11 protein-coding genes are annotated in these 15,130 nt (G+C 57.5%); 4 read left to right on the top strand and 7 right to left on the bottom strand.

The window, feature by feature from the left end; genetic code table 11:
- Nucleotides 1-279 precede the first annotated feature (279 nt).
- A complete protein-coding gene (locus tag QRN33_RS16065; RefSeq protein WP_285409351.1) occupies nt 280-861 on the top strand; it encodes a hypothetical protein in 582 nt (193 codons plus the stop codon).
- A gap of 37 nt (nt 862-898) precedes the next feature.
- Here the strand turns inward: QRN33_RS16065 and QRN33_RS16060 are convergent, their stop codons facing one another.
- The 6 genes from QRN33_RS16060 to QRN33_RS16035 form a co-directional block, all read right to left on the bottom strand.
- Nucleotides 899-2,527 (bottom strand): methyl-accepting chemotaxis protein, encoded by a 1,629-nt coding sequence (locus QRN33_RS16060; protein WP_123418309.1) that lies wholly within the window; start codon nt 2,525-2,527, stop codon nt 899-901.
- A 115-nt stretch (nt 2,528-2,642) separates the two neighbouring features.
- Entirely contained in the window at nt 2,643-3,074 is a 432-nt protein-coding gene (locus QRN33_RS16055; RefSeq protein ID WP_052512493.1) for a hypothetical protein, read from the bottom strand.
- A 339-nt stretch (nt 3,075-3,413) separates the two neighbouring features.
- A complete protein-coding gene (locus QRN33_RS16050; protein WP_064361719.1) occupies nt 3,414-3,791 on the bottom strand; it encodes a fimbrial protein in 378 nt (125 codons plus the stop codon).
- A gap of 103 nt (nt 3,792-3,894) precedes the next feature.
- Entirely contained in the window at nt 3,895-7,527 is a 3,633-nt protein-coding gene (locus QRN33_RS16045) for a transporter substrate-binding domain-containing protein (protein WP_064361720.1), read from the bottom strand.
- 7 nt (nt 7,528-7,534) lie between these two features.
- Nucleotides 7,535-8,242, bottom strand: a complete 708-nt coding sequence (locus QRN33_RS16040; protein ID WP_042609798.1) for a response regulator transcription factor — start codon at nt 8,240-8,242, stop codon at nt 7,535-7,537.
- A gap of 174 nt (nt 8,243-8,416) precedes the next feature.
- Nucleotides 8,417-9,637 (bottom strand): EAL domain-containing response regulator, encoded by a 1,221-nt coding sequence (locus tag QRN33_RS16035; RefSeq protein WP_042609797.1) that lies wholly within the window; start codon nt 9,635-9,637, stop codon nt 8,417-8,419.
- Between the two features lie 323 nt (nt 9,638-9,960).
- On the opposite strand from QRN33_RS16035, the gene QRN33_RS16030 reads away from it, so the two are divergent.
- The 3 genes from QRN33_RS16030 to QRN33_RS16020 all read left to right on the top strand — a co-directional run bounded on the left by QRN33_RS16030 (nt 9,961) and on the right by QRN33_RS16020 (nt 14,042).
- Nucleotides 9,961-10,566 carry a fimbrial protein gene (locus tag QRN33_RS16030; protein ID WP_042609796.1) on the top strand — a complete coding sequence of 202 codons (606 nt, stop codon included), beginning with the start codon at nt 9,961-9,963 and terminating at the stop codon, nt 10,564-10,566.
- Nucleotides 10,567-10,635: 69 nt separating this feature from the next.
- On the top strand, nt 10,636-11,385 hold the full coding sequence (locus QRN33_RS16025; protein ID WP_064361721.1) for a fimbrial biogenesis chaperone: 750 nt from the start codon (nt 10,636-10,638) through the stop codon (nt 11,383-11,385).
- A 197-nt stretch (nt 11,386-11,582) separates the two neighbouring features.
- Entirely contained in the window at nt 11,583-14,042 is a 2,460-nt protein-coding gene (locus QRN33_RS16020; protein ID WP_285409350.1) for a fimbria/pilus outer membrane usher protein, read from the top strand.
- Between the two features lie 139 nt (nt 14,043-14,181).
- Here the strand turns inward: QRN33_RS16020 and QRN33_RS16015 are convergent, their stop codons facing one another.
- A complete protein-coding gene (locus QRN33_RS16015; protein ID WP_285409349.1) occupies nt 14,182-15,087 on the bottom strand; it encodes a LysR family transcriptional regulator in 906 nt (301 codons plus the stop codon).
- Nucleotides 15,088-15,130 lie beyond the last annotated feature (43 nt).

Below are 15,130 nucleotides of genomic sequence, written 5' to 3'. Positions count from 1 at the left end.
ACGTAGCCACACCTATTTAATTGGCAGGAATATCACCACGACCGGAACGAGAAGATAATAAAAAAAGAACACTTGAGCAAAAATTTATTTATTCAATAACAAGACAATTCTCATAGATTAATAACCACCCTGCCAAACCTGAAAAGTCTACAAACAGAAACGCTGTTTAGTATCACACTTTCGCAGCGCAAATAACTAAAGCCCAATTTAAGACTCGTCTTAAAGGCACAGTGACACTCGGCCATTACACTGACTGTTCTTGATAGGAGAACCGATTCCGTGAGAGCCCTCGATACCCTCAATAGCGCAAAACCCCACAGCAACGCCGCCCTCTACTGCCTGACGATTCTTGCACTGGCGCTGATCGCCATGACTGTCGTCGCCGGTTATGAGCTCAACAATCTGTTTCCACTGAAGGCCGTGGTGCAACAGCAGGAGATCCAGCTCACACAACGCTCCGATACCATCCAGTCAATGACCGCTGAACTCAAGCGTCTGACGAAACAAAAGCAGGCCCTGGAAACCGACCTGCTTACCGCGAAGGAACAGGCGAAGGCCGCCGAGGCGGCAAAGACCGAACTCGAAAACACTCAACGCGCAGCACAAATCAGCGCGGCGTTAGAGGATGAAGACTCACTCTGCGCGATCATCGAGCAAAATATCCGACTCGTAGCGGACCAACTCAGTCGCGACGACTTCTTCCGCTTGCGCGATGAGCGCGAGGCTGAAGCCGAAGCGGTGCTCGAAAGCTATGAAAAACAACTCGCCACCTGCATTGAACAACTGACAGCACAAACCGCATCGCCAGCTCAAAATGATGAACCGGATGCGCAAGACCTCACTTCACCGATCAAGCACTGATTAAAAAGCCCTGGCAACCAGGGCTTTACCCTCACAGTCAGAGCTTGAATTCCTTGGTCAATTTGTTCAGCGACGCCGCTAACTGCGAGAGCTCCGCCGATGCAACAGCCGTCTGTTTTGATCCTTCTGCGGTTTCACAGGACAGGTCACGAATGCTGATCAGGCTGCGGTCGACTTCACGCGCAACCTGAGCCTGCTCTTCGGCAGCGGTCGCCATCAGCAGGTTTCGTTCGTTGATGAGATTCAGCGAGCCAGTGATATCGGTCAGCACTTCTCCGGCGATATTGGCCATTTCGAGCGTTCTCTCAGCCTGAGCGCGGGTGTGGCTCATGGACGTAACTGCGCGGCTGGTGCCCGACTGAATGGAGCTGACCATGGACTCGATGTCCTCGGTCGATTTCTGAGTACGCTGCGCCAGGCCTCTCACCTCATCGGCAACCACGGCAAAACCGCGGCCCGCCTCCCCCGCCCGCGCCGCTTCGATGGCCGCGTTCAAGGCGAGCAGGTTGGTTTGTTCGGCAACCTCTCGGATAACGTCCAGCACGCTGCTGATATCACTCGCCATGGTAGAAAGCGCCTGGACTTCAGCAGAAGTGCTATGCACGCTGGACACCATCAGATTGATGGCGGCTACCGTGTCGCTGACCCGGCTTCGACCGGCAATGGCTGCCGCACTTGATTCCGAGGTCAACTGCGAGGTCGATGCGGCGTTGTCCGCCACCTGCTCCACCGCTGCGCTCATTTCAGTCACGGCGGTGGCGGCCATTTCGATTTCATGGCTCTGACGCTGAGTGATACGCGAGATATCTTCCGTAACGCCGTGCATGACCTCCGAGGTTTCAGCCAGTTGGGTGGACGAATCGCGGATCATGATCAGCGCATCGCGCAGACTGGCCTGCATCGCCGCCAGCGACGACAGCATCTGCGCCGCCTCATCGGATCCATCGAGCGCAATGGTTTCGCTCAGATCATTGGCGGCGATGCATTCCGCCACCCTCAGCGAGCCTGCAATCGGCACCGTCAGGCTGCGGGTATACAACACGGCCAGGGCCAACGAAGCACCGATGGCAATGATGATGAACACACTGACGATCAACAGCGTGTGTTCGTAGACATTGTCGGCCTGCTTGCCCGCCTCATAGGCTTGGATCTCGTTGAGCGCGATCAGCTTCTTGAGCGCGACCTGTACGCCGTCCGAGGCAACACGCATCTGATTCTTGGACAGCGCGATGGCCGCCTCGAGCTGCCCGCTCGCCACTGTTTCGAGGTACTGGTCCTGCGCAAGATCATTGACCTTTTGCGCTTTGGCAAACTCCTCGAACGCCTCGCGCCCAGCGTCGGTGGCCAGCAGATCAATGAGCGCTCGCTGATGTTTCTTGATCAGCTGACGGGACTGCTGAATGTCCATCAGCGCCTGCGCCTTGCGCTCGGGGGTTTCGATGGGATTGCGCAAGCGGGCGTTATTACCCTTGATTTCGATGAACTCACGATCCAGTTGGCCGAGCAGTTTGATGCTCGGCACGATCGTGGTCTCAACGTACGTTTCTGCCTTGTTGAGCAAGTCGACTTGCTGCAGGGCGATCAGTCCGATCGCGATAATCATGAGACAGAACAAGCCGAAACACAGCGCCGAACGCGGCGCGAGATTGAGTTTACGAAGCAGCATGATGCCTTACCTTAGAGTGTATTCAAGACAATGGGGCAAACGAGTGGGCAGCGCAGCAGGCGCTGGGCAATAGCGCCGCAGCGCGTACATGGATCATCGCGGGAAGGTGCAGCAGCTAGCGGTTCGCGCACGAAGATAGCGTGGAGTCGGGCGAGGCCGGCTCCGCAAGTTCCTTGAGCGCCGGATCGGCCAGCATCAGAAAGTCCGCCAGGCGCGGCAGATTGATTTTCGAGACCAGGCGCATCCAGCGTTGCGGATGCGGATTGAAGAAGGTCTTCGACCACTGATGATCATCACTGGGGTTGAAAATCAGCAGATGACGAATCAGCGGGTTTTCCCCGAAAAAATCCAGCGGATCCATCGCCATCTCGCTGAGCAGCTCAGCATTGACGACGACCAGGCTCAACCGTTGGGGGCAGTAATACGTCAGTATTCTCAGGTCGCGATAAGTACACACGTTCAACACGCTGAGACAGCCCAGCTTGTTGAACTGCTGTTCGATCGACTGGCCTCTGCGCACGTCGCTGTCGGCGATCAGGATCCGCAAGGATCGACTTCGGTTATTTTCAAGAAACATCGGACACCTTTGGCAGCTCCATTCTTCCTTTCAAGAAAATAACCAAGGGCCAATCTGTCTGATATGAGACTTGTCTCAAAAATAGCGAGGGGGATCGCTTAACGTAACCCACACCTTGATGACAGCCCACGCTAACGTTGGCGCGGCCTGGTTCAAGTGGTGTTGAAGGAGGGATTCTGTGACGCGGGAGAGCGGCGGCGAGCCTGAAGCGCGGGACGGTTCTGCACGAACCAGACAATTCTCATTAGTGACGCCCCTTTTTGTCAGTAACCTTGAAACAAGGGGCGCAGATTCATTCTTTCCAAGCCATCAAGGCAGCGTCATCGTCACGACGTAATTACCGGTCGTTATCTGGTGGCCCTTGTTGTCTGTCAGTAGCAGACGCTGGTCGTAGTATTTTTCCTGTTCATGGGTATCGGCAATCATTTTCACGAACACTTGCTGGCGCGGCTCACCCCGCCCTGCCGCACTGACGTTTTTCACCGTGAAGATCTGCCCGGTGCTTGCCTGCGGGCAGTCAAGCAGCTCGACAGAAAAATGGCTGCTGCCACTCGCCATGCAACTCGTCTCGACAATCTGTCCGCTGAAGCGAATCACCCCGCTGACGGGAGCAGACTGGGCCGCGGTGACGGTGTCGACACCGAGCAGGCAAAGACAGGCAATCAATAAAGGACGTCGAATGATCATCGCGAAACTCCATGGTTATTAACCAAGGTATCGCCCGTTGCAAAATGATCTTTAACGTCCGCTTCCATGCAAGGCCAGTCAGCATGGCCCTGCCTCGATACGGTTACAGCTCGACCCGTTTGATTTTCTTGATCAGATCAGCCTGTGCGTGCTCCAGCTTCAGCGCGCTGCGATTGATATCCAATGGATCGATGACCGGCGCTTCGCACTCGGCCTCAAGCTCGTTACACGCCTCGATGACCTGATGTTCGGCCACAATGCGCGCCGCGCCCTTGATTCTGTGCGCCAGGTCAGCCAACAGCCCGGGATCGCTTTCGGGAATCAGCGAATGCAACTCCTCCAGATCCTTTTCGCAACTCGACAGTGCCTCGCGCAGTAATTCTTTCATCATGTCGAGGTCGCCGCCGGTGAGCTCGTCAAGACGCTCGCGGATCGAACCCAGCTCCTTGACAGTCGCCGCAGGCGGACTTTCAACCGGCTCGGGTTCAAGATTTTTTTCCCAGCCGGCAAGCATGGTCGACAAGGTGCTGAGGCTGATCGGTTTGAACAGACAATCATCCATGCCCGCCTCTCGGCATTTCACTTTTTCTTCCGGCTGCGCGTTGGCTGTAAAGCCCAGCACAATGCACGGTGCGCCACCACTGTCGCGCTCATCCTGGCGAATGGTGCGGGCCAGCTCATAGCCGTTCATGACCGGCATGTTGCAGTCGGTGATCACAATGTCGAACGGCTCCGAGCGCCACAATGCCAAGGCCTGGGCACCATCGGCAGCATCACGCACCGCCTGGCCAAGGAAACTCAGCTGCTGCGTGAGTAGCAAGCGGTTGGCGCTCTGGTCATCGACTACGAGGATCCTGAGTGTCGGGACCGGTTTGTCCTGAATAACCGAAACAGGCAGCACCTTGCCGCCGAGCGGGCTGAGAATGTTGAAGAACAGCGACACTTCCAGGCAGGTGCCTTTGCCCAACGTACTGGTGATATTCAGCCGCCCGCCCATCAATTCGCACAACGAACGTGAGATGGCCAGCCCCAGACCGGTGCCGCCCCTGTTCGAGGGGCCGTGATTGGCTTGCGAAAACGGCTGGAACAGGTTCTGCAGATCGGCGCTGGAAATGCCGATGCCGGTGTCCTCGACTTTGAGGTCGACCTGCAAACGCTCGTCAGCGAGGCGTTGGCCGCGAATCGAGACGCTGACATGACCGGTGTCGGTAAACTTGATCGCGTTACCCACGAGGTTTGAGAGCACCTGCTGGAAGCGCATCGGATCAACCAATACGTCACAGCCGACATTGGCATCAATATCGAGCTTCAATACCAGGCTCTTTTGCCTGGCCAACCCGTCGAACACCCGCGCCACGGATTCGACCAATTCGCGCAGGTTGGCACGTTTCGGCGAAAGGCTGACATGGCCGGACTCGATGCGAACCACATCGAGAATATCGCCGATCAGTTCCAGCAGGCCTTTTGCCGAATCGTAGGCCACTTCAATCGCCGGTCGATCGAAGTGGCCCTGCTCGGCACGCTTGAGGGTGAGTTCGAGCATGCCGATCACGGCACTCATTGGCGTACGGATCTCGTGGCTCATGGTCGCCAGGAACGTGGTTTTGGCGCGGCTCGACTCGTCAGCCAGCTCTTTCGCCGCACGCAATTCCTCGATCAGTTCACGGCGTTCGCTGATGTCGATCCAGCCGCAGATCACGCCCCTGACCTCACCCGCGGTGTCGTGATAAGGCTGGATCCAGTGATAAATGATCAGCCGCGTATCACCGACATGCAGCGTGCGATCCACCTCGTAAGGTTCGTCCTGCTCGATGACGCGCAGGTAGTCGTCGTGAAATTGCAACGCCTCCTGGCGATTGCGCTTGCCGCTTTCGAGCACGGTCTTGCCGATCACATCCTTTTCTATCAGGCCAAAGGTTTGCAGATAGTTGTTATTGCAGGTGACAAGTCGACCTTCCCGATCACGAACGTAAATGGGATGCGGCGTGCCGTTGATCAGCGCCCCCATGAACTTCAGCTGATCGCCAAGCAAACGCTCTGCACGACTGCGTTCGCGGATCTGCCGGCGGATATAGAAATTCCACGCCAGCGATCCCAGGATAATCAGGAAGGCGCCAGCGCTGATCTGGTAGATCAACGCCTTGTAGTCGCGCCACGACAGTCCCGAGAACGCTGCGATGGGACGCCAACGGTTGAGGATCACGTCCAGCTCGTCTGGCGGAATGCTCAGCAGCGCCTTGTTCAGAATGCTGACCAGTTCGGTATCGGCGCGCCGGGCGGCAAAGGCGAGGAACCCTTTGTTCATGCCGACGATGTTGGAGATGCGCAAACTGTCGCTGTAAATGTGAGCGATGTAATAACGCGCACTGTGCAACGTGGTAATCATCGCGTCTGCCCGCCCGTCTTTCACGTCAGCCAGCGCGCCCAGCACTGTTTCGTTGTCGACGATCTCGATGTCGGGATAATCCTTGAGCAGCTCGCGCTCCGCCGAGCTTTCTGGAACCGCGACGCGCTTGCCGCGCAGTTCCTGCAGGCTTGAAGGCGCGCCTGCATCCTTGGTAGTGACGATCACGAAGGGACTGGCGAGAAACGGATGAGTGAAACGCATGCCGACTTCACGCGAGACGGTTGGCGTCAGCAGCGAGATATCGGCGCTGCCGTCAAGCAGACGCGTGCTCAGGCTGGAAAAACTGTCAGTGCGTTCTACATCGATCTGCAAACCGGTGCGGCGCTGAATCAGCTCCAACAGATCAGCGCCAATCCCGCCAAAATTGCCATCGCCATCAAAGAACGCAAAGGGTGCCTGATCGTCATTGATCACGAAACGCGCCACCGGGTGCAGCTCAAGCCAGCGTGCCTCGCCGGGTGTCAGGTCAATACGTTTGGGTGTCAGCGCCCCGCCGCCGCCGGACCAGCGCTTGGTGATCTCGCCTATCTTCCCCTCACCCATCGACTCGATGACCGAGTCGATCAGACGTAGCAGTTGATCATTACCTCGGCGCAAGGCAAAGCTGAAACCGCTGGTTTGGGTTTTGACGAAAGAGTGCAGACGCACATAGTTGAAGTAGTTGAGGTTGATCAGATAATTGCTGGACACCGTGTCGCCCAGGAACAGATCGACTTTGCCAAAGGCCAGCGCAGCCAGTGCGAGCTCGTTCGATGGAAAAAGCACGAACTCGGCGTTGGGATACAACCCGTGCAATTGACTGGAAGGCAGGTAATCGTCGGCAACCGCAATACGCAAACCGGCCAGATTGGCCGGCATCGGTCGCCGATCATCGCCGCGCATGAACATCGCCGGCACGTCTTCGACATAAGGTTTGCTGAGCGTGACGAGGCCATCGATCAACTCGAAACTGTTGGAGCTGCCCAACATGTCGATGTCGCCACGCTCGAGCGCCGCCATGGCATCGCGACGGTCGGGATAAGCCTTGACGGTAACTTCGACGTGCAAGGCCTGGCCGATAATGCAGGCGATGTCGGCGGCAATCCCCTCGTAACGTGTACCGCTGGCGGTCATGACATAGGGCGGGAAATCCGGAAGCGCCGAGCCCAGCACCAGACTGCGCTTCTGCCGCAGCCAACTCCAGTCTTCATTGGCCAGATCGAGCTGCAGCTCCTTGCAGTCCGATCGACCGAACACCTGCAGAGTGCGCGGCTCTGCTGCCCACAACAACCCGCTACCGAACACGAAAAGCACACTGGCTAGCAAAACACCGCGCAACAGATGAAACATAAGCGAGTTATCCCTGGTTGTCCGCCGTCAGGCTGTGCTGCAACTTGAACAGCTCTGCATCACCACGAATGCCAAGCTTTTTGAAAGCGGCCTGTTTTTGCCCGCTGATGGTTTTGCGACTGCGCGAGAACTTCAAAGCGATCTGCGTCACTCCCATTCCCTCCAGGCAGCAGCGCAAGACTTCTTTCTCTTTCGGTGACAGCAGAGGATTGCTGAGGAAATCGTCGCTGTGCGCCGCGCCGTCGTCATTGGCACCGGCAGGTTCATCGACCGACGCAGGCAGCACATCGAGCTCGAAGGCCATTTCCGGCGACAGGTACAACTGCCCGGACGCAGCACTGCGGATGGCGGTGATCAGGTCATCGACCGACTGCGACTTGCCGAAGAATCCGCTGACGCCCGCCCCGATCGCCATGTTCACCACCGCCGGGCGTTCTTCGGAAGATGAGACGAGAATGCGCATGCCCGGATATTGCTTGCGCAGCAGACGGATCAGATTAAGCCCGTCCAGCTCCCCATCGTGCAGCTTGTAGTCGAGTATCAGCAGGTCGATTTCGATCTCGCGCAACCCGGCGAGCAACTGCGCGCTGCTCCCATAGACACCCACGACACTGAACTCGGCTTCGCGCGTCAGCCGCGATTTCATCGCCAGACGTATGAGCGAGTGATCATCAAGGATGGCAACGCGTAACGGATTCACGACTGACCAATGCATGAATAGCTCCATGATGAGGAGGGTTGGAGAACCATCAGCACTTGGCAACCGCAGCAAATCCCGGGCATTACCGAAGCTTTCAGGTGCATCTGATTGATTTCTCGGCACATCATGAGTGTTTTGCAGGCGCGACGAAATAGGGCTTTGTCCCAAAAGTCAGGCTGCCCGCTCGCATCAGCGATCAGACGTGCCTATGGCGCGGCGCCAGGACGACTTTTGCCCCTCGAAGCGCCAATCGACCAGATGGGCCCAGTTCATGGGTCGAGCATAAAAGAAACCCTGCCCCCACTGACAACCCAGCCGCGCCAGGTGGTGAACCTGATCGGCGGTTTCGATGCCTTCTGCCACCACCCGCATGTCCAGCTCGCGCGCCAGGGCCAGCGCACCGTGGATGACCGCGCTGTAGCGAGCCTGCTGGAAATTCTGCACGAAACCGGCGTCGAGTTTGATTTCGTTGAACGGCATCTGACACAGGCGCTCCAGCGAAGAATAGCCGACACCGAAATCATCGATCGCCAGGCTGAAACCCAGCATGCGCAGGCGCACCATGTTTTCCATGCTGATCTCGGGCATCTGCAGCAGACCGGTTTCCGTCAGCTCGAATATTAGCCCGGCTGGCGACGCTCCGTGGATGCGCAGCAGCGCCTTGATCCGGTCGACGAGGTTCGGGTTGGCCATCTGCGTGACGTCGAGATTGAATGCCAGCTTGAACGGTTTGCCGTGGGACTGCACGAAACGCTGCAGACTCAGCCCTTGCGTAAGCAGGCTGAAAAACATTTCGTCGAGCAGCCCGCAACGCTCGATCGTTGGCAAGAACATACCCGGCGAAAGCAATCCGCGACTGGGGCTCTGCCAGCGCACCAGCACTTCGGCGCCATCCACCTCACCACTGCGCAGATGAAACTTGGGCTGGAAGTACGCGCGAAATTCCTGCCGGCGAATGGCTTCAAGCACTTCGCTCTCCGAAGGCTGATCGAGCTGACTTTCCGCCACTTTGGCATCGACCTGAGTGTGCGGCCGGTAGCGAGCCAACAACGGCGCCAGCACATCGACCATCAACGGCTTGCCGACACTGCCGAGCAATTCCAGGCCCTGCAACGTGACGATCCGGTCAACCGTGCGCAACAGGTCTTCAGGCAGTGAACTGCAGATGATCACTGCGCGAATCAATCCGGCCTCTCTCGCCAGGCGCAAAAACGTCAAACCATCCATCCCGGCCATGCTCAGGTCACACAACGCAACGTCCACGCCCCCTGCCTGGGAAATCACGGCCAGCGCATCCTTGCCGTCAGCCGCCTGAAAGATATTTTTGTAACCCAGGCTATTAAGCGCACTGACCGCCGCCGTGCGCTGGAAGGCGTGATCTTCCAATACCAATAAACGAAGCGTGTTCACAAACCCGGAACCTCTTTCTATCAGCCATTAATAGTGGAAAGTCTGAATCATCTTTCAAGCAGGACGCCCGCTCACAAACTTTGCATTGACTGAGAATTTCTGCACTCGCAAATACTAACCAGACACAAACTGCACGACTTTGAGAATTGTCTTATTTAGTTCGCCACACCATTGACCGCAAATATAGCTGCGCACTTGGGATAGTGCTGACTTGCTCGCACTTGTCGCGCTTTAAGACAAATCTCAAAGACCTACAACTAACACAGACCTAAGATGGCCTGGCATTTCAATGCAGCACTTTCACAATAACTTCGGATATAAACATGAAAAAGTTCGCTTTCGCACTACTCACTCTTTCCGTACTGGCTGCCTCTACCGGCGCACAAGCTGCGGAAGAAGCCGCCAAAGCTGTCAAGGGCGGCAGCGGTCAAATCAGCTTCACCGGCGTTATCAATAACGACGCTTGCTCGGTAGATGGCGCTTCGGGCAGCGACAAGATGATTGCCGTGGACATGGGCAGCGTTTCGATCAAAGACATGGGCACCGATTCTGCCCCGGGCGCCGGTCGTGTGGCTGCCAACGATTTCAACCTGAAAGTGAACTGCAACGCCGGTACCAAGGTTTCGATGCTGTTCAAACCAACCGTAAACGGCGGTTCGGGCCTGGTTGATGGCAAGAAAGTTCTCAAGCTGCAAGGTACCGATGCGGCCAAAGGCGTAGGTATCGCGCTGCTGGACAGCAATGGCCAGTTGATCGATCTGAGCTCCGAAGCCACCGCCAAAGTGCAGACCAGCCTGACTGGCGACGGCACCACTGGCGGCGACGGCACCCTGTCGTTCGCAGCTGCTTACGTCACCACCGGCGACAAGACCGCTGCTACTGCAGGTACCGGTAACGCCACTCTGCCGTTCGTTCTCGAATACGAATAAGCAGCGCGCAATACCTGGACGGGGCCGCTGTGCCCTGTCCTTCCCAGCCTGAATTAATCGGTGAACACTATGTTAAGTCGCTATTTTCCGCTTTGCCTGGGACTTGCCGGAGTGTTGATGACGCACTCGGCATTCGCCAGCATTTCCTTGAGTTCCACCCGGATCATTTTCGATGGCGCGCACAAAGAAGCGAACGTCACCGTGCGCAATGGCGGGCAAACCATTCTGGCGCAATCGTGGCTGGATGCCGGCGACGCCGCTGGCAGCGCGCCACCTTTCGCGGTAACCCCACCGCTGGCCAAACTCGAGCCCAATCAACAGCAACTGCTGAGGATACTTTATGAGGGCCGCGGCATGCCTGCGGACAAAGAGTCAGTGGTGTGGCTGAACGTGCAGGAAATCCCCCAGGCCAGTGCTGCCGATGTCAATACGCTGCAACTGGCGGTGCGTCAGCGCATCAAGGTTTTCTTCCGCCCGGACGGACTCGCCGGTGACGCCGCAAAGGCGCCGGAGCAACTTGCATGGCAGTTGGTTACACAGGCTGGCAAGTCGATGCTGCAAGTAAAAAACCAGAGCAATTACCACGTATCGCTGGCAGATCTGAAAATCGCTGCTGGAAAAAAAGCGGAGCTGGTAATTGATTCGACAATGATCGTTCCCGGCGAAGTCCGTTCGTTCAATCTGAAAGAGCTGCCAGCCGGTTCTTCGCGCTTGAGTTTTTCAGCCATTAACGATTACGGCGCACAACAACGATTTGACGCACCACTGAGCGCCACCGAAAGTCATGCCGAGCGCGTGAAAGATGCCTCCGCGCAGTAACTTCCCCGCCCTACCCTGCCAACTTACAAGCTATTCACAAGTTCCGGACTCCGGTTGAAGCAACACGGACTGATAAGGCAAATTGCATGTTTTCCTCCCAACACCACACATCTCCAAGTTGTGTTAAGCATCACGTTGCGCGTCAGAAAAACAAAACGGCGTTGGGCTGCCTGCATCCATTGTGCTTTGCAATCAACATGGCCATCTGTGGATTTGCCGTAGGTGCCGAAGCGCCGGCCGCGGTAGCGGGTGAAGCTTTCAATACGTTGTTTCTTGAAGGTTCATCAGCGGTCGATCTGCAACCCTTGTTGAATGCCAACAGCGTACTGCCGGGCCAATATCGCGTTGACGTTTACAGCAACGGCACGCTGGTCGGTCGACGCGACGTTGATTTTGCGGCCAACCCGGTCAACGGCAAAGTCGAACCGCGCATCACCCTGGAACTGTTACAGCAGCTGGGTGTGGACATGCGCAAACTGCGTGAGCAAGGTCTGGTTGACGAGCAACACCCTGCCGATCACTACGACATGCCCGCGATGATCGAGCAAGCCAGTCTCAGTTTTGACGCCAACCGCCTGCGCCTCAATATCAGCGTGCCGCAGGTGGCGATGGCTCGTGGCATGCGTGGTTATGTCGATCCTGAGCTTTGGGACGAAGGTGTGGCCGCCGGCTTCATCAACTATCAGTTGAGCAGCACCCGCAGCAAAACCGATTACTCGACGCAAATATCCAATAACCTCGGGCTGCGCAATGGCATAAACCTGGGCGCCTGGCGTTTGCGCAACGAGTCCAACCTGAGCAGCGCCACCGGCCGGCCCAATCGGTTCGTCAGCAACCGCACCTTCATCCAGCGCGACCTCACGGCGATCAAGGGGCAACTGAGTGCGGGGGAAATCTTTTCCGATTCGGATCTGTTCGACAGCGTGCGCTATCAAGGCGTCAAAGTGGCCTCTGATGAGGGCATGCGCGCAGACAGTGAGCGCGGCTATGCGCCGATCATTCGTGGCGTGGCTGAAACCAATGCAACGATCGAGGTCCGCCAGGATAACTACATTCTCTACACCACCAACGTGCCGCCGGGCCCGTTCGAGATCAGTGATATCTATCCATCGGGCTCGAACGGCGATCTGGAGATCACCATTGTTGAAGCGGATGGACGGCGCAAGGTCACCCGCCAGGCATTCTCCGCCCTGCCGACGATGGTGCGTGAGGGACAGTTGAAGTACAGCCTGTCGAGCGGCAAATTCAATAACAACAGCGAGGGCTATGACAAGCCAGCCTTCCTCAGCGGCACGTTCGCCTACGGCTTGACCAGCAACCTGACAGGCATTGCCGGCCTTCAGGCCAGCAATGGTTTCAAGGCGCTCTCGGTCGGCGCGGCGAAGAATACCTCGATTGGCGCGATGTCCCTGGACGTCACGCAATCGTCCAGCAAGGCCTTTGGCAAAACCACCCAGGGCAGCAGCATACGCGCGCTCTATGCAAAGACCTTCACCGGCACCGATACCAGCTTCACCCTCGCCGCCTATCGTTATTCGACCGAGGGTTACCGCACGCTGACCGACCATGTGCAGGACACCAGCGCCGGCGCAACCCGACGCCTGGGTAATTCCAAAACCCGCACCGATCTTACGGTCAACCAGACCTTGGGCGAAGCACGTCAGTTCGGCTCGCTGTACTTGAACGCCAGTGACCAGCGCTATTGGGATCGCGGCGGCTCGCGGAGCTTTTCCGCCGGTTACAACAACAACTGGCGCGACCTGAACTACAACATCAGCCTGAGCAAAACCCAGGAATTCGGCGCGCGCGGTGAGACCAACAACGACACACAACTGAGCGTTTCGATTTCCTTCCCGCTCGGCTCGACGCCTCGCGCACCGCGTGCCTACATTTCCAGCAACCATCAAAATACAGGGACCAGCACCCAAGCCGGGATCAACGGTTATCTGACCGAGGACAGCGACACCTACTACTCGGTGCAGACCGGGCGCAGTGTCCAGGGCGATCGTTCTGGCTCGCTGAGCCTGAGTACCCGCACATCGATGGGCGACCTGAGCTTGGGTTACAGCCGAGGCAATGGCTATGAATCACAGAACCTGAGTGCAGCCGGATCGCTGGTGGCCCATGCAGGCGGCATCAATATGGGCCAGACCGTCGGCGAAACGTTCGGCCTGGTGGAAGTGCCCGGCATGTCGGGCGTCGAAGTCAGCAGCTATTCAGGCGTGAAAACCGGCCTGAACGGCTACGCGGTTCTGCCTAACGCACAACCGTATCGCGTGAACTGGGTAACGCTGGACACCCGCAACCTGGGCGGCGAGATCGAGCTGGACAACGCCACTCAGCAACTGGTGCCAAGACGTGGTTCGGTGGTTCTCGCGCGATTCGAAGGCAGCAAAGGCAGACGCGTCCAGTTCGAGCTGTACGACGCCAACGGCCAGGCGATTCCATTCGGCGCCGTGCTGTTGGATAGCGAAGGCAAACAATTGGCATTGTCCGATCCGACAGGCAAAGCCCTGGCGCTGGTGACCAAAGACCACGGTGTCATCACCATCAAGTGGCAGGGCAAAAGCTGTCCCGTGCCATACAAGCTGCCGGAAAAGGTTGAAGGTTTGAACTACGAGCAATACCGGTTGGCCTGCTCTTCGAGCGCGAAGTAGATCGACCGCTAGCTTGTCACTCTATGCCCCTCAGCCAAAACTCAGCCCTGATGATTCAGGGCGTTTTTAATGCGCGCGGTTTGGACATTGCCGTCATCAATACCATCGGGATTTGCAAAACGGCTGCAAAGACCGGCAATCATTCCCAAGGCGCCGGCGACCACGCTTCCACCAGCCTGTCGATGAACAGACGAATCTTCGGCGACAGGTGTCGCTTGCTCGGGTAAATCACCCGGATCGGCTCGGCAGCCTCGGCGTAATCTGCGAGCAACTGCACGAGCTTGCCACTGCGCAAGTCATCGTTGACCACATAGGATGGCAACGTCGCGATACCGAGGCCTGCGGCAGTCGCCTGATGCAAGGCTTCGGCGCTGTCCATCTGCAGCCGTCCGGCATGAATGACAGGCACAGGCTGACCATTGACGCGAAAATTCCACGGGAGCAATCCGCCGCCGCTGACGAAATGCAGGCACGCATGCCCGGCAAGATCTTCAGGTGTCTGCGGTGCCTGATGCTCATGCAGATATCTGGGCGAGGCACAGGTGATCATTTGCTGGTAAGCCACCGTGCGCGTGAGTAGCCCGGAGTCTTCCTTGGGCGGACCGATGCGAATCGCCAGATCGAAACCCTCGTCGATCAGGTCGACCAGCCGATCGGAAAACGTCGCGTCGATGGCGAGCGACGGCCAGTCTCTCAAGCAGCGCTCGATGTGCTGCACAACGTGCAGCCGGCCCAGTGCTACCGGCAGGCTCATGCGCAAGCGGCCGCTGGGCGTCGAACGGCGGAAAGCCAAAGCCTCTTCGACCTCGTCCAGATCCTGCAGGATGCCCACGCATCGCTCATACAGCACCCGACCATCGTCGGTCAGACTCAGGCTGCGGGTGGTGCGGTTGAGCAGGCGGACCTGCAAACGCGATTCGAGGCGCACGATCGATTTACCGACGGCCGAGCGAGTCAGCCCGAGTTGCCTGGCCGCCGCCGTAAAACTTCCGGTATCCACCGAGGCGACGAAGGCGGCGATGTCGTTCAGGTTATGCAGTTCCATGAGGCCTCCGGGTTTGGCATTCAGGCGGGTTGGCACCGGTTAT

The sequence above is a fragment of the Pseudomonas sp. FR229a genome (assembly GCF_030209115.1).
Classification (GTDB): domain Bacteria; phylum Pseudomonadota; class Gammaproteobacteria; order Pseudomonadales; family Pseudomonadaceae; genus Aquipseudomonas; species Aquipseudomonas moraviensis_A.
Note: the sequence above shows the minus strand (reverse complement) of the source record. Positions and strands in the feature narration are given on the sequence as shown.

Excerpts from the sequence above, each read along its gene's own strand:
- QRN33_RS16040 (WP_042609798.1), bottom strand. The coding sequence starts at position 8,242 with ATGCATTGGTCAGTCGTGAATCCGTTACGCGTTGCCATCCTTGATGAT.
- QRN33_RS16030 (WP_042609796.1), top strand. The coding sequence starts at position 9,961 with ATGAAAAAGTTCGCTTTCGCACTACTCACTCTTTCCGTACTGGCTGCC.
- QRN33_RS16025 (WP_064361721.1), top strand. The coding sequence starts at position 10,636 with ATGTTAAGTCGCTATTTTCCGCTTTGCCTGGGACTTGCCGGAGTGTTG.
- QRN33_RS16045 (WP_064361720.1), bottom strand. The coding sequence starts at position 7,527 with ATGTTTCATCTGTTGCGCGGTGTTTTGCTAGCCAGTGTGCTTTTCGTG.
- QRN33_RS16060 (WP_123418309.1), bottom strand. The coding sequence starts at position 2,527 with ATGCTGCTTCGTAAACTCAATCTCGCGCCGCGTTCGGCGCTGTGTTTC.
- QRN33_RS16050 (WP_064361719.1), bottom strand. The coding sequence starts at position 3,791 with ATGATCATTCGACGTCCTTTATTGATTGCCTGTCTTTGCCTGCTCGGT.
- QRN33_RS16015 (WP_285409349.1), bottom strand. The coding sequence starts at position 15,087 with ATGGAACTGCATAACCTGAACGACATCGCCGCCTTCGTCGCCTCGGTG.
- QRN33_RS16020 (WP_285409350.1), top strand. The coding sequence starts at position 11,583 with ATGGCCATCTGTGGATTTGCCGTAGGTGCCGAAGCGCCGGCCGCGGTA.